Source organism: Pantoea sp. Seng (assembly GCF_009829935.1).
GTDB classification, from domain to species: domain Bacteria; phylum Pseudomonadota; class Gammaproteobacteria; order Enterobacterales; family Enterobacteriaceae; genus Pantoea; species Pantoea communis.
The window spans coordinates 26,439-47,739 of record NZ_SZZV01000015.1 but is presented as its reverse complement, the minus strand read 5'-3'; the positions used below and the strand labels follow the sequence as shown (position 1 = coordinate 47,739).

The 21,301-nt window shown below is 55.7% G+C and carries 23 protein-coding genes; 18 read left to right on the top strand and 5 right to left on the bottom strand.

Features of this window, described 5'->3' with window-relative positions; translation table 11 throughout:
• Positions 1-177 precede the first annotated feature (177 nt).
• The 7 genes from FD737_RS23755 to FD737_RS16130 all read left to right on the top strand — a co-directional run bounded on the left by FD737_RS23755 (position 178) and on the right by FD737_RS16130 (position 6,609).
• Positions 178-324 carry a hypothetical protein gene (locus FD737_RS23755; RefSeq protein WP_166933682.1) on the top strand — a complete coding sequence of 49 codons (147 nt, stop codon included), beginning with the start codon at positions 178-180 and terminating at the stop codon, positions 322-324.
• A gap of 210 nt (positions 325-534) precedes the next feature.
• A complete protein-coding gene (iraP, locus tag FD737_RS16155; protein WP_034830496.1) occupies positions 535-789 on the top strand; it encodes an anti-adapter protein IraP in 255 nt (84 codons plus the stop codon).
• Between the two features lie 136 nt (positions 790-925).
• A complete protein-coding gene (locus FD737_RS16150; RefSeq protein WP_034830548.1) occupies positions 926-1,228 on the top strand; it encodes a PsiF family protein in 303 nt (100 codons plus the stop codon).
• Between the two features lie 235 nt (positions 1,229-1,463).
• Entirely contained in the window at positions 1,464-2,987 is a 1,524-nt protein-coding gene (locus FD737_RS16145; protein ID WP_160834015.1) for a sodium:solute symporter family protein, read from the top strand.
• 2 nt (positions 2,988-2,989) lie between these two features.
• Positions 2,990-3,763: a 6-phosphogluconolactonase gene (locus tag FD737_RS16140; RefSeq protein ID WP_160834014.1), complete on the top strand. Its 774-nt coding sequence runs from the start codon at positions 2,990-2,992 to the stop codon at positions 3,761-3,763.
• On the top strand, positions 3,756-4,919 hold the full coding sequence (locus FD737_RS16135) for an N-acetylglucosamine-6-phosphate deacetylase (RefSeq protein ID WP_160834013.1): 1,164 nt from the start codon (positions 3,756-3,758) through the stop codon (positions 4,917-4,919). The genes FD737_RS16140 and FD737_RS16135 overlap by 8 nt, the downstream gene beginning before the upstream one ends.
• A 154-nt stretch (positions 4,920-5,073) precedes the next feature.
• A complete protein-coding gene (locus FD737_RS16130) occupies positions 5,074-6,609 on the top strand; it encodes an FAD-dependent oxidoreductase (RefSeq protein WP_160834012.1) in 1,536 nt (511 codons plus the stop codon).
• A 66-nt stretch (positions 6,610-6,675) separates the two neighbouring features.
• Here the strand turns inward: FD737_RS16130 and proC are convergent, their stop codons facing one another.
• Entirely contained in the window at positions 6,676-7,488 is an 813-nt protein-coding gene (proC, locus tag FD737_RS16125) for a pyrroline-5-carboxylate reductase (protein ID WP_034830503.1), read from the bottom strand.
• Positions 7,489-7,629: 141 nt separating this feature from the next.
• On the opposite strand from proC, the gene FD737_RS16120 reads away from it, so the two are divergent.
• Positions 7,630-8,073 carry a YaiI/YqxD family protein gene (locus FD737_RS16120; RefSeq protein ID WP_034830508.1) on the top strand — a complete coding sequence of 148 codons (444 nt, stop codon included), beginning with the start codon at positions 7,630-7,632 and terminating at the stop codon, positions 8,071-8,073.
• Here the strand turns inward: FD737_RS16120 and FD737_RS16115 are convergent, their stop codons facing one another.
• Positions 8,074-8,778, bottom strand: a complete 705-nt coding sequence (locus FD737_RS16115; protein WP_058961466.1) for a DUF2076 domain-containing protein — start codon at positions 8,776-8,778, stop codon at positions 8,074-8,076. It lies immediately after the preceding gene.
• A gap of 286 nt (positions 8,779-9,064) precedes the next feature.
• Here FD737_RS16115 and aroL point away from each other — a divergent pair, with 286 nt between their 5' ends.
• From aroL to ppnP, 7 genes are all read left to right on the top strand, one after another.
• The gene (gene aroL / locus FD737_RS16110) at positions 9,065-9,589 is read left to right on the top strand and encodes a shikimate kinase AroL (protein WP_034830512.1); all 525 of its coding nucleotides are present in this window, start codon (positions 9,065-9,067) and stop codon (positions 9,587-9,589) included.
• 111 nt (positions 9,590-9,700) lie between these two features.
• Positions 9,701-9,892 (top strand): YaiA family protein, encoded by a 192-nt coding sequence (locus FD737_RS16105; protein WP_034830514.1) that lies wholly within the window; start codon positions 9,701-9,703, stop codon positions 9,890-9,892.
• A gap of 290 nt (positions 9,893-10,182) precedes the next feature.
• Entirely contained in the window at positions 10,183-10,935 is a 753-nt protein-coding gene (locus FD737_RS16100; RefSeq protein ID WP_034830515.1) for an IclR family transcriptional regulator, read from the top strand.
• Positions 10,936-11,105: 170 nt separating this feature from the next.
• Positions 11,106-12,665, top strand: coding sequence for an OPT/YSL family transporter (locus FD737_RS16095; protein ID WP_058961463.1), 1,560 nt, complete (start codon positions 11,106-11,108; stop codon positions 12,663-12,665).
• A gap of 15 nt (positions 12,666-12,680) precedes the next feature.
• Positions 12,681-13,613, top strand: a complete 933-nt coding sequence (locus FD737_RS16090) for a DUF1177 domain-containing protein (RefSeq protein WP_160834011.1) — start codon at positions 12,681-12,683, stop codon at positions 13,611-13,613.
• Between the two features lie 2 nt (positions 13,614-13,615).
• Positions 13,616-14,293: an AroM family protein gene (locus FD737_RS16085; protein ID WP_160834046.1), complete on the top strand. Its 678-nt coding sequence runs from the start codon at positions 13,616-13,618 to the stop codon at positions 14,291-14,293.
• A gap of 104 nt (positions 14,294-14,397) precedes the next feature.
• The gene (gene ppnP / locus FD737_RS16080; protein WP_034830521.1) at positions 14,398-14,682 is read left to right on the top strand and encodes a pyrimidine/purine nucleoside phosphorylase; all 285 of its coding nucleotides are present in this window, start codon (positions 14,398-14,400) and stop codon (positions 14,680-14,682) included.
• Between the two features lie 105 nt (positions 14,683-14,787).
• On the opposite strand, the gene rdgC is transcribed toward ppnP, so the two are convergent.
• The gene (gene rdgC, locus FD737_RS16075; protein ID WP_034830523.1) at positions 14,788-15,699 is read right to left on the bottom strand and encodes a recombination-associated protein RdgC; all 912 of its coding nucleotides are present in this window, start codon (positions 15,697-15,699) and stop codon (positions 14,788-14,790) included.
• Positions 15,700-15,844: 145 nt separating this feature from the next.
• Here rdgC and mak point away from each other — a divergent pair, with 145 nt between their 5' ends.
• Positions 15,845-16,756 (top strand): fructokinase, encoded by a 912-nt coding sequence (mak, locus tag FD737_RS16070; protein WP_058961461.1) that lies wholly within the window; start codon positions 15,845-15,847, stop codon positions 16,754-16,756.
• Between the two features lie 64 nt (positions 16,757-16,820).
• Here the strand turns inward: mak and eat are convergent, their stop codons facing one another.
• Positions 16,821-18,185 (bottom strand): ethanolamine permease, encoded by a 1,365-nt coding sequence (gene eat / locus FD737_RS16065; protein ID WP_160834010.1) that lies wholly within the window; start codon positions 18,183-18,185, stop codon positions 16,821-16,823.
• Between the two features lie 270 nt (positions 18,186-18,455).
• Here eat and FD737_RS16060 point away from each other — a divergent pair, with 270 nt between their 5' ends.
• A complete protein-coding gene (locus tag FD737_RS16060) occupies positions 18,456-19,460 on the top strand; it encodes a phosphotransferase enzyme family protein (protein ID WP_160834009.1) in 1,005 nt (334 codons plus the stop codon).
• Positions 19,461-19,812: 352 nt separating this feature from the next.
• Positions 19,813-20,874, top strand: coding sequence for an AraC family transcriptional regulator (locus FD737_RS16055; RefSeq protein WP_160834008.1), 1,062 nt, complete (start codon positions 19,813-19,815; stop codon positions 20,872-20,874).
• Here FD737_RS16055 and FD737_RS16050 read toward each other — a convergent pair.
• The gene (locus FD737_RS16050; protein WP_160834007.1) at positions 20,834-21,253 is read right to left on the bottom strand and encodes a cell envelope integrity TolA C-terminal domain-containing protein; all 420 of its coding nucleotides are present in this window, start codon (positions 21,251-21,253) and stop codon (positions 20,834-20,836) included. The two genes, FD737_RS16055 and FD737_RS16050, sit on opposite strands and share 41 nt — an antisense overlap.
• Positions 21,254-21,301: the final 48 nt, after the last annotated feature.

Here is a 21,301-nt window from a genome sequence, read left to right as displayed (position 1 = left end):
TGGTTGAAATTTTCTTCAATATGATGATGCCTCTGTGGTTTTTTTGCGGGCGTAGTGCCAGTAATTTGTTAAGCGTGGTGAGCAGAGATGAATAGCGCCGGGTTGCAGAGAATTCTGTATTGTCGTGCCCGTTACCGCCTCATACACTCAGCCCGATTTCACCATCCAGAGGTAATTATGGTCCGTATTATTAAACTCGCTGCCGTTGTGGCATTGGTGACCGCGTTGAGCGGTTGTATCTTCCCACCGCCGGGTGGCGGAGGCGGTTGGGGTGGTCCTGGCGGCGGTGGCGGTCCAGGTCGTGGCTTTATGGGACCCCATTAATTAGCGCCAGACGTTAATGCATGATTACGCGCGAAACGTTTCGAAAAAGCCCTATCAATGAAGTGAAACGTTTCGCCGTTACATATTGAAATTCCGTTTCTTTTTTAACGCTGCGCTTATTCTAAATTTTAAGCAAACCGCCAAAAATCCCTGTTGTTTTAACCCCCTCAATGCTAACGTCTGTTTTCCATCTCTTATTGAGCCTGTCGCATGAAAAACCTTATCGCGGAACTTCTGCTAAAACTGGCTGAGAAAGAAGAAGAGTCAAAAGAATTAGTGGTCCAGGTAGAGGCATTAGAAATTGTGCTGACGGCCATGCTGCGTAAGCTGGATCCTGAACAATTCAACGAGATTGCGGCCGGTATCGCCACCGCGATGCCTCCACTTGCCCCTGCGGCAGAAACCCCTGATACCACTCTGCTGCGTAACTACGTTGAAAAGCTGCTGAATCATCCCCGCGTGTAAGCGTCACGCCACGCTGAAGAACCGATTTTGCTGTTAGCGTGCTCGCAGCAAGCTCTGGACGAGGGAATATATTTTTTTCTGCATTGCTTATTTCCTGCCATGATTAAGAGGCAATAATTCTATGGAGATTCCGGCAATGAAATCGTGTCTTTTGGCAATGATAGCAGCAGGCCTGCTGTTGGCGGGCAATGCGGGTGCAGCAGAGAAAACCGCCCAACAAAATAAAATGACCATGTGTAATCAACACGCATCTTCTCAGGATTTAAAAGGGGATGCGCGTAAATCCTTCATGAGCGACTGTCTGAAAAAAGACAGCAAGATGGGCAGCATGACGCCGCAGCAAATGAAGATGAAAACCTGTAATACCGACGCGGCTGATAAAAAACTCAGCGGCGATGCACGCAAGACCTTTATGAGTTCCTGCCTGAAAAAAGCCTAATCGAATTGCACCTGATTTAAGGGTTCATACTGTGTATGAGCCCTTTTTTATTGCTTCTCACTCGCTACCATTCACCGGTCAGAAGAAAAAGTAATAGCCGGAGCGTCGTCACATTTTAAACGCGGTAATGCTGCCAGGATGCATTAATCCTAAATAAGGACTATTTAAAAAATAATCTATCCTTCCCCTCGAACCGGATGCTTTCGTCGGGCAGCTTTGACCTGTGGAGACGGCTATGAATGTGCTTGATTATGCTGTGATGGCGCTCTATGCGCTGATGATAGTGGCCATTACGCTCTGGGCGATGCGTAGAGTCGGCAGCACGCGTGATTTCTTCGCGGCAGGCGGGAAAATGCCCTGGTGGTTGTCGGGCGTCTCGCATCATATGTCCGGCTACAGTGCGGCCGTGTTCGTGGCCTATGCGGCAGTGGCTTATAACATGGGCATCACCATCTATTTCTGGTGGGCGTTTCCCATCTCCGTTGCGGTATTAATCGGGTCGCGGTTGTTTGCTCCACGCTGGGCCAGACTGCGAATCCATATGAATATCGAATCGCCGATGGAGTACCTCGCGACGCGTTATAACCTGCCAACGCAAATGGTGCTGGCGTGGAGTGGGGTGCTGCTGAAAACCTTCGACGTCGGCGCCAAATGGGCCGCCATTGCCGTGATCATCAATGTCTTTACCGGGTTAGATCCGTTGATTGGCATCTGCATCTCCGGGGCGCTTAGCCTGTTTTATACCGTGATGGGCGGTTTATGGGCCGATGCCTGTAATGATTTCGGCCAGTTTGTGGTGCAGTTTGTCGCCGCGATGGTCATGGTGGTGGCCGTGGCGATGCATCTGGGTGGTTTCGGCGAACTGTTCACCATCTGGCAGCACTTGCCCGCCACGCACACCGACATCGTTCAGGAGCCGTATACGCTCGGCTTTATCCTCGCCTACTTTGTGATTTACACCCTGAGCTACAACGGCGGCACCTGGAATCTGGCACAACGCTTCATCGCCGCACCGGCGGGTCGCGATGCTCGTAAAGCGGCGTTGCTCTCGGCCGCACTTTACCTGATCTGGCCGCTGATACTGTTCTGGCCGATGTGGGCGGCACCACTGCTGTTCCCCAATCTTAGCGATCCCTCACGTTCATACTCTGTGATGGCGATGGAATTACTGCCGAATGGGTTAATAGGATTAGTGCTGGTGGCGATGTTCACTCACACACTGTCGATGACTTCATCAGATGCCAATGCCATCACGGCGGTGGTTACGCGTGACATTCTGCCCGGCATGCTGCCGCGCCATTTTCAGCGCGGTAAAAGCTCGCTGCTCGTCGCGCGTCTGACGGCTTTTCTCTTCATCATCACCACGTTGATTATCGCCATGAATGCCAGCCGTTTCGGCGGTGTGCTGTCTCTGCTGATTATCTGGTTCGGTGGATTAGTGGGGCCCATTTCGATTCCGATGCTTTTAGGCTTACTGCCCGCATTTCGTCGTAGCGGCAGTGCCGCGGCGCTGGTGAGTTGGGCCGTGGGCGTGGGCACCTTTTTCAGCGTGAAATTTATCTTTACTGATGTCAGCACTGCCACTCAGGTGGCCGCCCCCGTGATGTCATCGCTGGTGCTGTTTGTGGTGATGGGATGGCTGCGTCGTGCACCGGTCAGTCCGGAAGTCGACGCGCTGCTCGCGGCACTCAATCAGGATCAGGATATGCCCGCCAGTGCGCACTGGCCGAAAAGTCACAACGCTTCTCAGGAGGGATAAGGATGACGCTTTTACAACAGGGAAAGCGCGACCGCTTGTGGGTCAAGCGCTTCGCCCATCGTGATGCATTAGGCATCGCGGCGGCAGAGGATGCCATCGCCTATTTGCAGCAATTACTGCAACAGCAGGCGGTGGTGCGAATGGTATTTGCTGCCGCCCCCTCACAACATGAGTTTCTTGCCGCGCTGGCTGCCGCGCCGAATCTCGACTGGTCGCGTATTCACGCGTTCCATATGGATGAATACATTGGGTTGAATGAAGATGCGCCGCAGCGCTTTAGCCATTTCCTGCGTGAACATCTGTTTGACCGGGTACAACCTGGCGAAGTGTATCTCATCCCATCGAGTGGCGATCCGGCAGGAATTTGTCGCGAATATGCGCGCAAGTTGGAGGCGGCGGCGATCGATGTGGTTTGTCTTGGCATCGGTGAAAATGGTCATCTGGCCTTTAACGATCCGCCGGTTGCAGACTTCAGCGATCCGCTCAGCGTCAAGCCAGTGGAACTGGATCACGCCTGTCGACAGCAGCAGGTCAACGACGGCTGTTTCACCACGTTGAAGCAGGTGCCGACGCACGCGGTGACGCTGACCATTCCAGCGTTAATGCGCGGGGCCAGGCTGTTTTGCATGGTGCCCGGATTAACCAAACGCGCTGCGGTGCAGGCAACATTGCACGACGCTATATCCACGGCTTGCCCGGCAACCCGGTTGCGCCAGCATCCTAACTGCACGTTGTATATCGATGCCGATGCCTGCGCGGAGGTGATTTTTGACTGAAACGCTATTACGCGGTCGCGATTACCGCACGCTTGAGCCGATTGAACTCTATATGTGCGAAGGCACGCTGGCAGAGGTGCGATCGCTGGCTGAGCCCGACAGCGATCTGATTCTGGCACCGGGTCTCGTAGACCTGCAAGTTAACGGCTTTCAGGGTGTGGACTTTAATCACTTTCCCTTTAGCGAACAGGATGTGCTGAATGCCACGCACGCGTTGTGGCAACAAGGGGTCACCAGCTTTATGCCGACGGTGATCACCGCTCAGCCCGGGGAGATTGCGCAAGCGTTGCAGCGACTGGCCAGCGCCTGTGAGCACTATTCGGACGTCGCGCTGGCGGTGCCGGGTTTTCATCTGGAAGGGCCATTTTTGTCACCGGAGGATGGCCCGCGCGGTGCGCATCCACGGGAGGCGATCTGTGCGCCGGATGTGTTTCTGTTTGAAAGCTGGCAACGGGCCGCGCAGCAGCGCATTCGTTTGCTGACACTTTCACCGGAATGGCCGCAAAGCAGCGGGCTCATCCGGCATTGCGTGGCGCAGCAGGTGCGAGTGGCGATTGGGCACACTTCGGCCTCTGCCGCGCAGATTCATGATGCGGTGCTGGCGGGCGCTTCGCTTTCAACTCATCTGGGCAATGGCGCCCACCTGCAACTGCCGCGCCATCCCAATTACATCTGGCAGCAGCTGGCAGAAGATGCGCTGGCGGCCACGCTGATTGCCGATGGTGATCATCTGCCCGCGGAGGTATTGAAAGTCTTTATGCGGGCGAAGGGCGAGCAGGCGCTCTTGGTGAGTGATGTGACCTGCTTTGCCGGACAGCCGCCGGGCATCTACGATTCGGCAATAGGCGGACGCGTGCAACTGAGCGCGGAAGGGCGGCTGAGCATGGCGGATGCGCCGCAGCTGCTGGCCGGTTCCGCGCGGGGCCTGCTGGATGGCGTCAATTTTTTGCTGCGGCAAAAATTAGCCCCTTTGCCGCAGGCGATTGAGATGGCGTCGATGCGACCGGCACGGCAGCTAGAACTGCCACAGCAGCATGGGTTGTCACCCGGCGCACCGGCGGATGTGCTGTTGCTGAAACCTCAGCCAGATGGGAGCGTGGCGTTAGTGGAGTGTATCAAACAGGGCAAAAAGGTGTGGCAAGCCGCCTCAGCCTGAAGCGCGATTTTATTTTCCTCACTAACGGTGTGATAAGTAATAGCTTATCCGCCGTTACGCTTTGTTTCTTCAGCGAAATTCTCCTGCTTTGCCAGGCTTACTGTTTGTAGGGATTTAATGTCGTCAAATCCAATAACAACGCAGGAGGCTAATCGTGAGCTATCAATCTGTCGTGGAACTCAAGTCGCTGGCGCAGCGCAAACCGACCAAATTCACCGTGGGTGATGTCGATATGGTGCTGGTTCGCGATGGCGAACGGGTGCAGGCGTTGCAGGCAAAGTGCCCACATGCGGGAGCGCCGTTAGAGCAGGGCGCAATCTGCGGCGATAAGCTGGTGTGTCCGTGGCACAAGGCGGTATTTCAACTGCGCGATGGCAAAATGTGTGAGCCGCTGGCATTGGCCAACCTCAAACGCTACCCGGTACGTGTTGAACAGGGGAAAGTGCTGGTTAATCCGCAGGCGATGTCGCCTGCCAGTGTGCCCGCCGCTCAGGGCGAATCACCGGTGTGCGTAATTTTAGGTTCCGGAGCAGCAGGCAGTGCGGCGATCTGGACGCTACGCGATGAAGGTTTCAGCGGGCGCATTGTGCTGGTGGAGCGCGAATCCGCCGCCCCTTACGATCGCACCGCGCTGAGCAAATTTGTGCCCTCGGGAAAAATGGCGATTGAGGATGTGCCCAAACTCCTCAAGCCGGATGTGCTGGGTTCGCTACAGCGTATTCAGGGCGAAGTCGCGCAACTCAAGGCGCAGGATCAGACGTTGATTCTTGCGGATGGTCAGCAAGTGAAATTTGACCAACTGCTTATTGCCACCGGCGGTTTGCCGCAGCCTCTCAATATCCCCGGTAAGGATTTGCAGGGGGTGCATCTGTTACGTCCGCTAAATCAGGCGGATGAACTGCTCAAACAGGTGGATGAAACAGAGCAGCTGGTGATCATCGGCAATAGTTTTATCGGTATGGAGATGGCGGGTGCACTGCGCAATCGTGATGTGGATGTCACGGTGATTGCCCGCCATCCATTGCCGTTTGCTAAGCAGTTTGGTGAAGAGATTGGCCGATATTTTCACGATCTGCACCGCAGCAATGGGGTGAAATTTGTTGAGGGTGAGCCGGAAGCGCTGGAAGGGAAAGAACAGGTGCAAGCGGTGCGTCTGAAAGGGGGCAAATCGGTGCCTGCAAGTCAGGTGCTGTTTGCCACTGGCGTGAAACCGGCGACGGATTTCATCCATGATTTGCCACTGCAGGACGATGGCAGCCTGCTCGCCGACGGGCAGCTACGCGTTGCTGACAATATCTGGGTCGCGGGCGATATCGCCAGTTATCTCACGCCGCGTGGCCCGCAGCGTATTGAGCATTATCGTGTGGCGCAGCAGCAGGGGCGAATCGCGGCTCTCAATATACTGGGCAAAGGTATGATGTATGATCGCGTGCCGTTTTTCTGGACCGCACACTACGGTACGCGCTACGAATATCTGGGCCATGCCGAAGAGTGGGACGACTACCGACTGCTGGGATCGCTTCAGGACAAAAGTTTTATCGCCTTTTACTGTCGTCAGGGCATCATCGCGGCGGTGTGTTCAGCAGGGATGTACACGCTGACAGCGGCGCTGGTGGAAACCATGCAGCAACCGATGACGCTGGCGCAAGGGCTGGCGCTGTTTGAAGCGTATCAGGGACAGGGCACGTAAAGAGGGCTGCACAACATTGGACGGATTCAGGTGCGCAGGCATGCGCACCTGATTAAACCGGGTAGGTTACTGCTTACTTAATGCCTCGGACTTGGCCATGCACTGCTGCATCGCGTTGATCACCGCCGCGCGGAAGCCTTTCTCTTCCAGCACTTTCACCGCTTCGATGGTGGTACCGCCGGGTGAGCACACCATATCTTTCAATTCGCCAGGATGTTTGCCGGTTTCCAGCACCATCTGCGCGGAACCTTTCACCGCCTGTGCCGCGAACTGATAGGCCTGCGCACGCGGCATGCCGCCGAGCACGGCAGCGTCAGCCATCGCTTCGATAAACATAAATACGTAGGCTGGAGCCGAACCGCTCACACCGACCACAGCATGAATCAGATATTCATTCACCACCGCCGCTTTGCCGAAGCTCTCGAAGATACCGACTACTTCGTCGACTTCATGCGGTTCCACCAGTACGTTAGGGGTAATCGAAGTCATGCCTTCGTTCACCAGTGACGGTGTATTCGGCATCACGCGGATGATTTTGCGGTCGTGCCCGAGTACGGCGGCCAGCGAATCGAGGGTGACGCCTGCGGCGATCGATACCACCAGCGAATCCTTCTTCAATTGACCCGCGAGATCTTTCAGCACTTTGAGAATCACATTCGGTTTCACGGCACCAAACAGGATATCAACTTCACGAGCCAGACTCTCTGGGCTTTCAGCCGCTGTCACGCCGTATTGCTCTGCCATCGCCTGATTGGTGGCCGGTTTGCGGTCGCAAACCCAGATGTTAGCTGGGGCAATCAGCCCGCTGTTGACCAGTCCGCTGATAATGGCTTTCGCCATGTTGCCACAGCCGATAAACCCGATTTTCTTCTCCAGCATCGCTCTATCCTTTAAGTGTTCATTTTCTCGTGCGAGTTAGCTTACGACAGCTGTGCTGAATAACAAGCCGCGTAAAAATATTTGCCATTCTGCCGCAAGCGGGCAAGATCGCCTGCAATTCTGTAGGAAAAAGGAAAACACATGTCGATTTGGGTTGATGCCGATGCCTGCCCCAATGTCATCAAAGAAGTGCTGTACCGAGCCGCCGAACGCGCCAAAATCACCGTGACTTTCGTGGCGAATCAGCCGCTGCGCGTACCGCCATCACCGTGGCTGAAAACGCTGCAAGTCGCGGCGGGATTTGATGTGGCTGATAACGAGATTGTGAAGCGTGTGCAGCCGGGCGAGCTGGTGATCACCGGGGATATTCCCTTAGCGGCAGAAGTGCTGGAGAAGGGCGCTGCGGCGTTGAATCCGCGCGGCGAGCGCTACTCACCGGATACCATTCGTCAGCGTCTGACCATGCGTGATTTTATGGAAACAATGCGAGCGAGTGGCGTGCAAAGTGGCGGCCCGTCGGCGCTAAACCAACGTGACCGCCAGCTGTTTGCTAACGAATTGGATAAGTGGTTACGCCAGCGTTAATCAGACGAAGCTGTCATCGTCGTCGTAGTCGCCGCCACCAAAGTCACTGAAGTCGTTGTTATCCGCAAAGCTGTTGTTATCCCAGCTGGCGTTGTCGTTCAGGAAGGCATTGTTGCTGTCATTACCGTTAAAGGTATCGAGGCTGTTATCCACCTGCGGCAGCGCCGGTTCGTTGATGATATTCACAATCTCTTCCGGCTGAGAATGATGGAACATGCTGGTGAGCATATCGGCCATCACCACGCCCCCGGCCACACCTACAGCTGTCTGTAATGCACCACCGAGGAAACCCGTGCCGCGCGCAGGCGGAGCCGCATATTGCTGTTGGGGCTGCGCGTATTGCTGCTGAGGCTGCTGCGGCGCGCTGCCCCACACTGGCTGTTGCTGCTGCGGTGCAGACTGGCGAGAACCGCCGCCAAACAGACTCGACAGGAAACCACCGCTGCTTTGCTGCGGTGCTTGCTGTTGTTGTTGCTGAGCCTGTGCCAGGCGATTCTCCAGGTCGGCCACCTGAGCGTTGAGTTTTTTCAGCGCTGCTTCCTGAATCAGGATTGCCTGTGACATGTAATAAGGCGCACCAGGCTGGCTCTGCAAGTGCTGTTTAATCAGCTGTTCGGCACCGGCATCACGCGGTCCGCTCTGGGTTTCAGCCTGTTTCAGTCGGCTAAAGAGATTATCAATTAACTGTTGTTCTTCATTCTGCATGGTGTGAACCTCCAATGATTCGTACCTTCTTATATGTGGTCAACGTGACAGAAAGTAAATCAATGGCCTGGTAAGGAAATGTTGCCCGTGCTTACAAATAGGTTGATGCACGAAATACGCATCATTTTATCTTTATTAATCATGTTGATAGTGAATTCATGGCCGTAAATACGCGTAAATCGTGCTTCGCGGGTGGCTGATAAAATAAAATCCAGGTATCATGCGACGCAATATTGACCTGATGACCTTGCCCGTGCGGCATAAATACGGCGGAGGATGAGCCCGGATGTCATTACCCATCTATCTGATCGGCGCACGCGGTTGCGGTAAAACCACTATCGGCCAGGCCCTTTCTCAGGCGCTTGGTTATGCCTTTAGCGATACCGATCATAACCTGCAGCTCACGACGCAGCGCACCGTGGCGGAAATCGTCGCGGCTGAAGGCTGGGACAGCTTCCGTGCGCGCGAAACTGAATCGCTGCGGGCGGTCACAGCGCCGGCAACGGTGATTGCCACCGGCGGCGGGATGGTGTTGGCTGAGGTGAATCGCCGCTTTATGCGCGAACATGGGCAGGTGATTTGGTTAAATGCCCCGTCAACGGTACTGGCCGATCGTCTTGAACGTCAGCCCGAAGCCGCACAGCGCCCGACGCTAACCGGTCGTCCGATTGCCGAGGAGATGAGCGATATTCTGCGCGAGCGCGCGCATCTTTACCGCCAGACCGCGCACCATGAAGTGAATGCCATGCAGGCGCCAGAACAGGTTGTTGATCAAATTCTGCAATCCCTCTCGCTCGCCCGCGCCAGCTAACCCCTTCAGATTTATCCCTCTTTTTTCTCGCGATCCTCCATTGTCTATACTTTATTAGAGACAGGGGGATCGCCGCTGTCTGTGTGGAAACCAGACATAAGAGGGAAATCTATGCCAACCAAACCACCGTACCCGCGAGAAGCGCGCATCGTTGCCGTTGAGAAAGGCGCGGCAGGCAATACTGTGACGTGGTATGAGTTACGCGCTGACCATCCGAAGCCCGATTCACTGATCAGTGAGCACAAAACTGAAGCCGAAGCGCAGGATGCCAAAGCGCGTTATGAAGACGCGGATAAAGAGTAAATCTCGCGGGCAGGGACGCCTGTTAATCAGTGATTACTTTCCGTGGCTAAACAGTTATTTTCAACTGCCTTAAAATGACTAATATGCCCGCCAGAACCGCCATCCTTTTCTGCTGTTATTCCTGCTTGCCTGATGACGTCACTTTATTTTCAGTTTGCGCCGTATTTTATGCTGCGTTAAATCGACGCAAATATAGCCGGTTCAAAATTTGCGCTTGACCCGATCAGCAGAGCGAATTACTTTCACTGTATTGATATAGGAACTCAGTTCCACATAGTGAAACCGACGCCATGACCACACTCGAAAACGCCGCTGCCGTACTTAAGCTTTTCCAGCGCTTTGGCGTGACGCAGGGCCATCCGGGCCTGACCTTCACCGAGGTGGTTGACGCGTTGGGATTGCCGAAAAGTACCGTTTCTCGCCTGCTGGCGACCATGGAAAGTGAAGGATTGCTTGAGCGTGATCCCGATAGTCGCTGTTTCCAGATTGGTCGTGTGTTGCTTTCAGTTGCGGGGCACTACTTATCAACGCCGTTGGTTGATAGTGCTTCTGCGCCGATGGCGCAGTTGGCGGCCAGCAGTGGTTGTATGGGGTACATCTCCGTGCTGGATGGGCAAGACGTTCTGGTGATGCGCATGTATCACGGCCGTTTTTTCACCCAACTCGTCACGCCGCCAGGTACGCGTGTTTCCCTTTCCGGTACCTCTACCGGGCGCGTGCTGCTGGCACAATTGAGTGATGACGAAGTGCGTGCGCGTTTTGCCGATGACTGGCAAGCCGCATCCGCAAACTCGCCTCTGAACATTGATGCACTCTGTAAAGAATTAGCGGTGATTCGCCAGCAGGGCTGGGCACTGGCACGCAATGAGACGTTGCCGGGCATCAGCTCACTGGCGGTGGCGGTCACCAATAAACATCGCGGCGAAAGTGCCGCACTGTGTCTCTCGTTTCTCTCGCAAGAAGCGGCCCCGGGTTATCCGGACGCGCTGCTCAGCGAACTGCGCGCAACGGCTGCATTGATGGCCGAGAAATACGGCGCATAACCTTATTTTCGATTTAAAGGCGTTTATTCGCGCCACACCAGGGAAATAGCAGGTCTTCGGACCTGCCTATTTCAAAAATCAGGGAACGATTTATTAAAAGCGTTGATGTCCCGCGTGTCGGGCATAAAACGTATTACGCGTTTTCTACAGGGTGAAAATACGGGGATAATATGCGTCAACATAATCCAATAAAAAGTATCGGCGTGGGCTTAATGCTGGTTCTGCTGTCTGTAGCAGGTGCCATCATCGGGGTTCAGCTGATTACCACCATTGGGGTGACACCCAATACCTCTATTATCGGTGCGCTGTTTGCCATGTTGCTGGCGCGCATTCCTCTGCAATGGTTCCGTCGTTATCGCTCCATCGAAGTACAGAACCTTGCGCAAACCGCCATCTCTTCTGCCACCTTTGGTGCGGCGAACAGTCTGCTGATGCCGATTGCCGTGCCGTGGGCGCTGGGTGAACCGCAGCTGGTACTGCCGCTGTTTGTCGGTGTCAGTGCGGCGATGCTGCTGGATGCCTATCTGCTATACCGCCTGTTCGATACCCGCGTGTTCCCGGCCAGCAATGCGTGGCCACCGGGCGTGGCAGCCGCGGAAGCGATCAAAGCCGGCGATAAAGGCGGCCGTCAGGCGTGGTTGCTGGTGGTGGGTATTGTCGGCGGCATTGCCGGTTCGATGTTGAAAATCCCCATGTCAGCCTTCGGTACTGCTTTTATTGGCAATATCTGGGCGCTGAGCATGTTGGGTATTGGTTTTCTGTTGCGTGCATATGCGCAACCGGTTGCTGGTATCGATATCAATGCGTTGTATATCCCACACGGCATGATGGTCGGCGCTGGATTGGTGGCGCTGATTCAGGTCGTGCAGGTGATTGTCAGCCGTCGCAACGATCAGCTGAATGTCAGCCGCAGCGACAGCGAAGTGAAGCGTTCACTCGGCTTCGGCACCGTTGGCTATATCATCATCTCCACGCTGCTGGCACTGGCGGGCGGTTTGTGGAGCCAGATGGGCTTGCCGATGCTGGTGCTGTTTATCGTGTATGCCGCGTTTGCTGCCTTCGTGCATGAATTGATTGTCGGCATCGCCGCGATGCACTCAGGCTGGTTCCCGGCCTTTGCCGTAGCGCTGATAACCCTGATCCTCGGTATTTTGCTCGGCTTCCCGCCGCTGGCGCTCTGCCTGTTGTGTGGCTTCACCGCCGCAACAGGACCGGCCTTTGCCGATATGGGCTACGACCTGAAAGCCGGCTTTATCCTGCGCGGTAACGGTGCCGATCTACAGCAAGAGCTGTGGGGCCGCCGTATCCAGTTAATCGCCGCGATGATCGCCTTTGTGATCTGTATTCCAGTGGTGTGGTACGCACACAACCTGTTCTTCGCCGAAAACCTGCTGCCACCAGTGGCACGCGTTTACGCCAAAACCATTCAGGCCGGTGCCGAGCCAGGCATTGCCGGAAGCTTGCTGATGTGGGCGATTCCGGGTGCGATTATTCAGTTTATCGGTGGGCCGAAGCGTCAGTTAGGCGTATTGCTGGCGACCGGTTTGTTAATCAACAACGCCGCAGCAGGTTGGGCGGTGATGGTGGGGATCGCACTGCGTATCCTGATCATTCGAGTGTGGGGCGAGCGTGGACGTTCACCGATGGAGGTGATGGCCGCAGGGTTTATTGCGGGCGACGCGCTGTACAGCTTCTTCCATTCTCTTTTTGCCAGTAGCACCAAGAAATAACCCAGGGAATTCAATATGAGTTTACATCAGACACTGCAGGTTTTTGAGTTACTCGATAGCGCCTACGTGGATGGCCAGCAGGTGGTGGATCTTTTTGCCGGCTACCCAGGCGTGACCGCCAGCTTCAAGCGCGTCACCGGCCCGAAAGGGCGTACTGATTTCGTGCGCATTGATATTCCTGGTGCGCAGGGCAAGAGCAAAGGCGGCACCGCACCCACGCTGGGCATTGTCGGTCGTTTAGGCGGCATCGGTGCGCGTCCAACGCGTATCGGTATGGTGTCGGATGCAGATGGCGCAGTGGCGGCGGTGAGCAGTGCGCTGAAGCTGACACAGATGCAGACCAAAGGCGATGTGCTGGCGGGTGACGTGATTATCACTACTCACATCTGCCCGGATGCGCCAACCCGTCCGCATGAGCCGGTGGATTTCATGGACTCGCCATGCGATGACATCACCATGAATGACAACGAAGTGATCGACGGCGTGGACGCGATTCTCTCCATCGATACCACCAAAGGTAACCGTATCCTGAATCATAAAGGCTACGCGATCTCGCCGACAGTGAAAGAGGGTTACATCCTGCGCGTATCAGAAGATCTGCTGCGCATTATGGAGATGACCAGCGGTCTTCCTGCTGTGACCTTCCCGATCACTACGCAGGACATCACGCCTTATGGCAATGGTGTGTATCACCTTAACAGCATCCTGCAGCCGTCAACCGCCACCGATGTGCCAGTGGTTGGCGTGGCGATCTGCGCGGAATCGGTCGTGCCAGGTTGCGGCACCGGTGCCAGCCATGAAGTCGATATCGCGGCGACCGTGAAGTTTGCGGTGGAAGTGGCGAAAGAGTTTGGCCGTGAAACCTGTCAGTTCTATGACAAACAAGAGTACGCATTACTACACTCTTTGTATGGTAGTCTCAGTCACCTGCGTACGCGGAAAGCTTAATGATGAAACAGTCCCTGGTTACCTTAACGATTGGTCAATCCCCGCGTAGCGATATTCTGCCGCTGCTGCAGGATCACTTACCGGAAGAGCAAGTCGCTCACGCCGGATTACTCGACGGCCTGACACTCGCTGAGGTGGAGCAGTTCTTCTCGCCTGAAGCGGGTGAGAAAGTGCTGGTTTCGCGTATGACCACCGGCGAGCAGGTGCGCCTGTCGGGGCCAAAAGTTGAGCAGGGACTGCAACGCAAGATTACGGCGCTGGAACAGCAGGGCTACGATACGATTTTGCTGCTGTGCACCGGTGAATTTGGCACGCTGAAAACCGAAAAGGCGCTGTTGCTGGAGCCGGACCGCATTATCCCACCGTTGGTCAAGGCCATCGTGCAGGAACATAAAGTGGGAATTGTCGTGCCGGTAGAAGAGCAGATCGCTGAGCAGGCCAGTAAATGGCGGAATCTGAACAGCGCGCCATGCTTTGCCGTCGCCAGCCCTTATCTGGCACAGCAGAATGATTTGATCGAGGCGGGCCTGTCGCTGCAAGAGCAGGGGGCGGATGTGGTGGTGCTCGACTGTATTGGCTATCACCAGAAGCACCGGGATTTCCTGCAGAAAATGCTGGGCATTCCGGTACTGTTATCCAACGTGCTGGTGGCGAAGTTAGCGGCAGAGTTGATCGTCTGACTGAGGCCGATCACAAGTCGCGATCTGTATTGCTTTTTCGCGTGACAGATCAGCGAGTTCCCTTGTAATCTGCCAGACACCATAATGTGCTGTGAGGAAGTAACATGCTCAACGTAAGTGAGTATTTCGACGGAAAAGTGAAATCCATTGGTTTCGACAGCGTAACCATTGGCCGTGCCAGCGTTGGCGTGATGGCAGAAGGTGAGTACACCTTCGGTACAGGACAGCCGGAAGAGATGACGGTCGTGAGCGGCGCACTGAAAGTGCTGCTGCCAGGTGAAACCGAGTGGAAATGGTACGAAGCCGGTTCGGTTTTCAACGTGCCGGGTCACAGCGAATTCCACTTGCAGGTGGCTGAGCCAACGTCTTATCTCTGCCGCTATCTGTAAACGCTGACTTTCAGCATGAGTCATCATTAAACCGGGAATGCTTTTAGCATTCCCGGTTTCTTTTTGGCTTCAGCGTAGCCAGGTGGGGGGTAAACGATTCAGGCTTCAGCGCTTGGCTTCGCCGCCTAACGCTTCCACCAGATTACTGATCAACGCGGCCAGTTCGCCGGTCATCAGGGTGAAATCGGCATCAAAACGCTGGGCAAAATCATCGCGGTCGATGTCGTCATTCTGCTCACGCAACGTGTCGCTGAACTTCAGACGCTTGATCGAGGCATCGTCGGCAATCACCAGCTGAATACGCTCCTGCCAGTCCAGAGCCAGTTTGGTCACCACTTTGCCAGCTTCGATGTGGGTGGCGATCTCATCGGAGATCAGATCCTGTTTCTTACACCGGATCACGCCGCCGTCTTCCAGAATCGCTTTCAGCTCTGCTTCATCCATCAGCGCGAAACCGGCCGGCAATTCACCAGAACGCACCCATTCGGTCAGCGTCAGCTCAATCGGGGTTTCCAGCGTTAGCGGCACCACCGGCAGCGAACCGATGCTTTTACGCAACAGCGCCAGGGTGTCTTCTGCTTTTTTAGCGCTGGCGCAATCGACAATGATCAGGTTGTTCACGGTGTCGATCCACATAAACGTCTGGCTGAAACGGCTAAACGCGCGTGGCAGCAGGCTATGCAGCACTTCATCTTTCAGCGAGTCTTTTTCGGTCTTCTTCAGCTTGCGGCTCTGTTCCGCTTCCAGCTTATCGATCTTCGCTTCCAGCGCCTGCTTCACCACCGGCGAAGGCAGGATCTTTTGCTCGGTGCGGGCGCAAATCACGATCTGGCCGTTGATTTCATGCGTCAGCGCTTCGCCGCGGTTGCCCATCGGTGAAACCCAGCCGGTTTTCGCCATATCCTGGCTGCCGCACGGCGAAAACGTGAAGGCGTCGAGCTGTTTTTCCAGATCGTCTGCGGACAGTGGGATGTCACGATTCAGACGATAAACCATCATATTTTTAAACCACAACATCGGGATTCCTTACCGTGGGTGCGATCGGGCGCACAAGTCTCAAAGTCAGCGCGCATGATAGCGAAACATCGGATTGGTTTCATTGCCTTTCCCGATTCAGCCTTCTACTGTATCTGTCACCTGAACGAATAATGAGGAATAAATCGTGCGTATTGGGATTGATTTAGGCGGTACCAAGATTGAAGTGATTGCGCTCTCCGATCAGGGGCAAGAGCTGTTCCGTCACCGCGTCAATACCCCGCGCGATGACTATGCCGCCACAGTCCAGGCGATTGTGGATTTAGTGCTGCTGGCAGAGGAGAAAACCGGGGAAAAAGGCACGGTAGGCATTGGCATTCCCGGCACGATTTCGCCGTACACCCAGCGGGTAAAAAACGCCAACTCCACCTGGCTGAATGGACAGCCGCTGGACAAGGATTTGGCGCAGGCGCTGAATCGTGACGTGCGCATCGCCAATGACGCGAATTGTTTAGCGGTTTCCGAAGCGGTGGATGGTGCAGGCGCGGGTCAGCCGTTGGTGTTCGCGGTGATCATCGGCACCGGTTCGGGCGCGGGCGTGGCGATTGGCGGTGAATCGCGCATTGGCGGCAATGGTAATGCGGGCGAGTGGGGCCACAATCCTTTGCCGTGGATGGATGAAGATGAACTTCGCCATCGCGAAGAAGTACCTTGCTATTGCGGTTTGCAGGGCTGTATTGAAACCTTTGTATCGGGTACCGGCTTTGCCATCGATTATCAGCGTTTGAGCGGTAAAGCATTGAAGGGCGCAGAGATCATCAAACTGATTGAGCAGCAGGATCCGGTAGCAGAGCTGGCGATGAGCCGTTACGAAATGCGCTTAGCTAAGTCGCTGGCGCAGGTAGTGAATTTGCTCGATCCGGATGTGATCGTGCTGGGCGGCGGGATGAGTAATAACGATCGCCTGTATCAGACAGTGCCAGCCCTGATGAAGCAGTGGGTGTTTGGCCGCGAGTGCGAAACGCCAGTGCTGAAAGCGGTGCACGGCGATTCAAGCGGTGTGCGCGGTGCGGCATGGTTGTGGCCGCTGAAATCCTAGAAAAAAGGTCGCCTCAATAGCGACCTTTGGACAGGGCGCAGTTTTGCGCCCTCTGGTCCCGCGATTACTCACCCATCAACATCGCATCCTGCGGCGCATTCTGACGCTGAGTTTTGGTCGCGAGGAAGTAAATATATCCCACCACCATAATCCCCACGAACAGGCCGCCAATCACCGGGTTGAACCACAGCATGGCAATCAGACACACCAGTGACAGCACCAGCGCGATACCGGGAATAATCGGATAACCCGGTGCGCGGAAGCTGCGTTCCATGTCGGGTGCGGTGCGGCGCAATTTGAACAGGCTCAGCATACTCATCAGGTACATCACGATGGCGCCAAATACTGCCATGGTGATCATCGCCGCCGTCAGCGTCATGCCCTGCAGGTTGATCAGACCATCACTGTAGATTGCCGCGATACCAATTACGCCACCGGCAATAATGGCGCGATGCGGCGTCTGGAAACGTGACAGTTTCGCCAGACCCTGCGGCAGATAACCGGCGCGCGCCAGGGCAAAGAACTGACGTGAATAGCCGAGGATAATGCCGTGGAAGCTGGCGACCAGTCCGAATAAGCCAATCCACACCAGCATATGCATCCAGTTTGAATGCTCGCCGACGATCATCTTCATCGCCTGCGGCAACGGATCGTTGCTGTCAGACAGTTTACGCCAGTCGCCTGCGCCGCCCGCCAACAGCATCACGCCAATCGCCAGTACCACCAGCGTCAGAATCCCGGTGATGTAAGCTTTGGGAATGGTGCGCTTCGGATCTTTGGCCTCTTCGGCGGCCATGGCGGCGCCTTCAATGGCGAGGAAGAACCAGATGGCAAAAGGAATAGCCGCGAAGATGCCGGAAAGGGCTGGCATACCGAAATGATCGCTTCCCGCCCAACCGTTAGCGGCAAAATTGGCGATACTGAAGCCCGGCGACACTACGCCCATAAACACCAGCAGTTCCAGCACCGCCAGCACCGTCACCACCAGTTCAAACATCGCCGCCAGCTTCACGCCGAGGATATTGAGGGTCATGAAAACCAGATAAGCGCCGACCGCAGCGGTTTTCGGATTGAGATCCGGGTACTGCACGTTGAGATAAGCACCAATCGCCATGGCAATCGCCGGTGGGGCGAACACAAACTCAATCAGCGTCGCCAGACCGGCAATCAAACCACCGGTTTCACCAAAGGCGCGGCGACTGTAAGCAAACGGGCCACCGGCGTGTGGAATGGCGGTGGTCAGCTCGGTAAAGCTAAAAATAAAGCAGGTGTACATGGTGGCGATCAGTGCGGTAGTGATCAGGAACCCCAACGTGCCCGCTACGCCCCAGCCATAACTCCAGCCAAAATACTCCCCGGAAATTACCAGTCCAACCGCGATACCCCACAAATGCAGAGTGCCCAGCGTGGGTTTGAGCTTACTCGTCATAATCGTCTCCCCGTCGTGATTGTTGTGCGGCGGCTGCACCGCGCTGTTTTGTTCTATGCACTACAGTGAAGTGATAATGCCGCCGCCTGCAGCGGGAAAACTTGACGCAGGCGCAGTGAGTTTTGTCCTCCACGGTCAACTCTGAGGCAAGAAAAGTGCCAGATGTACGCTGCGGTCAACTTTGGGTTATCTGCGGTCAAGCAGTCAGAACGCTGTCATCCCATGCTGATAACACTTGCTTCCTTTAAGATTGATGCTGGAGACAGATGAATGAGCGCCAAACAATCCGATACCCTTACTGATGCGGAAACCACCGTACTGGCACAGCAGGCGCTGGCCTGTTATCCCGCGCCCTTGCAGGGCGAGCTGAAGCTACTTTGTCGCTCGGAGAACGCCACCTTCCTGTTGCTGGCGGGCGGTAAGCGTTATGCGTTGCGCCTGCATCGTCCTGACTATCACAGCAAAGCGGATATCCAGAGCGAGCTGCTGTGGCTCGACGCGCTGCGTGAGATTGGCATTATGGTGCCGCAGGCGATCCCGGCCAGTGATGGCGAAACGGTGCTGACAATAGGCATGCCCGATGGCGGCGTGCGACACGCAGTACTGTTCCACTGGATCGAGGGCGAGATGCCCACCACCGAGGTCGATCCCAAAGCCTTCCAGCAGCTCGGGCACATCACTGCGCGCCTGCATCAGCACAGTCGCAGCTGGCAAAAACCGGCTGGCTTCCAGCGTATCATTTGGGATCATCACACCATGGTCAGCGATCACAGCCACTGGGGCCGCTGGCAGGATGCGCCCAATCTCAATCCTGCCGATCATGGCATTGTCGCTGAAGCAGTGGCGCGGGTCGGGCAAGAGTTGCAGGGCTTTGGTAAAGGACAGGATCGTTATGGCTTGATCCACGCTGATCTGCGCCTCACCAATTTGCTGCTGCACAAAGGTGAAACCCGGGTGATCGATTTTGATGACTGCGGCATGGGCTGGTATCTGCACGATCTGGCGGCGGCGATCAGTTTTGTTGAGCATCATCCGCGTGCCGCCGAATGGGTGGATAACTGGATCCAGGGCTACGAGCGTGTGGCGCACATCACTGATGAGGAGATGGCGCTGGTGCCGACGCTGTTGATTCAACGTCGTATCCAGATGACCGCATGGATGGGCACCCATGCAGACACCGAGATGGCGCTGAGCCTGGGGCCGCGTTGGGCCGATCACTCGGTGCGTCTATGCCGTCGCTATCTGGAAACCAATCAGCTGCCGGTTGGCGTTTGAGTTGCACCAGTAGCGGGCAGCAGTGCGTCGTAGCGGCGCAATTTATTGCGATCTCTGGGGGTGACTTTCACGCCGTTGCGCCATAAATCGCTCCTTGATGTTGTGTGCTGAGCGTGAGCGGGGCGCAACGGAATGCCTCCGTATCCTTGAGCTGCGCTTAGCCAGATGCGCATCACTGCACAGGCTTCGGCATGACACCGGACCTTTAGCAAGGTGCGCATCAACGCGCACGCTGATAAAGGATACCGAATCTAGTCGGGTCATCATTGATGGCGGCCTCTTCAAGCGTCATGGTACGAATCTTGCTGGATCCCACCATTAGTTTCACTCGCGCGATCCCTGTGAGGTTCCGATGCAATCACTGATGACTCCTTCTGAAGCGTACAGTTCGCTCTCGGCCCAGGCCAACAACCGTGGCGTGCTGGCAGCAGCTGCAACCGGCTTAAGCACCTTTATCACCGACAAAGGCGGCGATGTTGATCGTATTTTTGGTATCAGCGGCATTGATTCCGAACTGCTGGCCAGCCCGACGCTCAGCCTTGGTCTGGTCAACTATTGCCGAGTGATGGAAGAAGCGGCGCGCCACTCTGGTTTTGATAACTTCGGTTTGCATTACGGCAAGCAGTTCAAACCGCAGTCATTAGGGCTGATTGGCTATATCGGCTTATGCTCACCGACGCTGGAGCAGGCGCTGCACAACGTGGTGAATGCTTTCCCCTGGCATCAGCACGATACGCTGACGCGCCTGGTCGATAAAGGCGACTGCTGGCGGCTGGATTATCAGGTGCGACACGGGGCGATCCTCTCACGTCGGCAGGATGCGGAATTGACGCTCGGCATGTTCCTCAATCTGATCCGTCACGTGGCCGGCAAAAACTGGGCGCCGCGCGAGGTGCATTTTGAGCATCCCCGGCCGGAGCAGTGGCACGAGCACTGCAAAGTGTTTGATGCGCCAGTGTGGTTCGATCAACCGTTCAACTCACTGCTGATCCCCAAACGCGATCTGCTGCGCACCATGCCAGAGCAGGATCCGATGTTGTTAATGGTGATGCAGGATGCCATCCGCCGTCTGAATAGCAGCGCTTCACTGCAAAGCGTGGTGGAGCAGGCGCGTTCGCAGGTCAACTTATCGTTGATGCAGGGCGAACCGGTGCTGGAAGAGATCGCGGATAAAATGGGGCTGTCGAGCTGGTCGTTGCAACGGCGGCTGCGCGAAGAGGGCATCAGCTTCACCGCGCTGGTGGATAAAGTGCGTTGCGAAATGGCCACGCACTACCTGCAACAAAAGCAGTTGCCGATCTCGGAGATGGCGCTGCTGCTGGGCTATTCCGAAGTCAGTGCGTTTTCACGCGCCTTCCGGCGCTGGTTTGGCATTAGCCCGCGCCAGTGGCGACAGGATGGGCTGGCGAGTTAGCCTGATGCGGCGCAAAGCCGAACCACGCGGGTTGGGTGCGATCCGGTGGCGGCGGTAATCCTTTCGACTGACCAATCAACTGCCAGGCGCGCAGGCACAGGGTTTCATCACCTTGCGTCTGCGTGACTGCATAGCGCCCGCTGTTTTGCCACTCCAGTCGCACCATACATTGCTGTCCCGCGTAATGTGCCGCATCGGAAAATTGCCGGTTGAGCTGTCGCTGCATCTCATCAGTCCATTTGCAGGATGCGCTGCCCGGTTCGCTCTGTGGCTGGCACAGGTTGGTCATACTTTCCATGGGATGCGATGGGGCATGCTGGCAGGCGCTGAGTAGGGTACTCAACAACAATGTGCCAGCAATACGGCGAAATACGTTCATCAATTTGCCCGGATTTGCAAAACATGGTGGCCAGTTTACCGAGCAGTA

Coding starts and splice junctions, on each gene's coding strand:
- ppnP (WP_034830521.1), top strand. CDS start 14,398: ATGCTCAACGTAAGTGAGTATTTCGACGGAAAAGTGAAATCCATTGGT.
- rdgC (WP_034830523.1), bottom strand. CDS start 15,699: ATGTTGTGGTTTAAAAATATGATGGTTTATCGTCTGAATCGTGACATC.
- FD737_RS16145 (WP_160834015.1), top strand. CDS start 1,464: ATGAATGTGCTTGATTATGCTGTGATGGCGCTCTATGCGCTGATGATA.
- iraP (WP_034830496.1), top strand. CDS start 535: ATGAAAAACCTTATCGCGGAACTTCTGCTAAAACTGGCTGAGAAAGAA.
- FD737_RS16120 (WP_034830508.1), top strand. CDS start 7,630: ATGTCGATTTGGGTTGATGCCGATGCCTGCCCCAATGTCATCAAAGAA.
- FD737_RS16090 (WP_160834011.1), top strand. CDS start 12,681: ATGAGTTTACATCAGACACTGCAGGTTTTTGAGTTACTCGATAGCGCC.
- aroL (WP_034830512.1), top strand. CDS start 9,065: ATGTCATTACCCATCTATCTGATCGGCGCACGCGGTTGCGGTAAAACC.
- FD737_RS16055 (WP_160834008.1), top strand. CDS start 19,813: ATGCAATCACTGATGACTCCTTCTGAAGCGTACAGTTCGCTCTCGGCC.
- FD737_RS16115 (WP_058961466.1), bottom strand. CDS start 8,778: ATGCAGAATGAAGAACAACAGTTAATTGATAATCTCTTTAGCCGACTG.
- FD737_RS16085 (WP_160834046.1), top strand. CDS start 13,616: ATGAAACAGTCCCTGGTTACCTTAACGATTGGTCAATCCCCGCGTAGC.
- FD737_RS23755 (WP_166933682.1), top strand. CDS start 178: ATGGTCCGTATTATTAAACTCGCTGCCGTTGTGGCATTGGTGACCGCG.
- eat (WP_160834010.1), bottom strand. CDS start 18,185: ATGACGAGTAAGCTCAAACCCACGCTGGGCACTCTGCATTTGTGGGGT.
- proC (WP_034830503.1), bottom strand. CDS start 7,488: ATGCTGGAGAAGAAAATCGGGTTTATCGGCTGTGGCAACATGGCGAAA.
- FD737_RS16150 (WP_034830548.1), top strand. CDS start 926: ATGAAATCGTGTCTTTTGGCAATGATAGCAGCAGGCCTGCTGTTGGCG.
- FD737_RS16105 (WP_034830514.1), top strand. CDS start 9,701: ATGCCAACCAAACCACCGTACCCGCGAGAAGCGCGCATCGTTGCCGTT.
- FD737_RS16100 (WP_034830515.1), top strand. CDS start 10,183: ATGACCACACTCGAAAACGCCGCTGCCGTACTTAAGCTTTTCCAGCGC.
- FD737_RS16060 (WP_160834009.1), top strand. CDS start 18,456: ATGAGCGCCAAACAATCCGATACCCTTACTGATGCGGAAACCACCGTA.
- FD737_RS16050 (WP_160834007.1), bottom strand. CDS start 21,253: ATGAACGTATTTCGCCGTATTGCTGGCACATTGTTGTTGAGTACCCTA.
- FD737_RS16140 (WP_160834014.1), top strand. CDS start 2,990: ATGACGCTTTTACAACAGGGAAAGCGCGACCGCTTGTGGGTCAAGCGC.
- FD737_RS16095 (WP_058961463.1), top strand. CDS start 11,106: ATGCGTCAACATAATCCAATAAAAAGTATCGGCGTGGGCTTAATGCTG.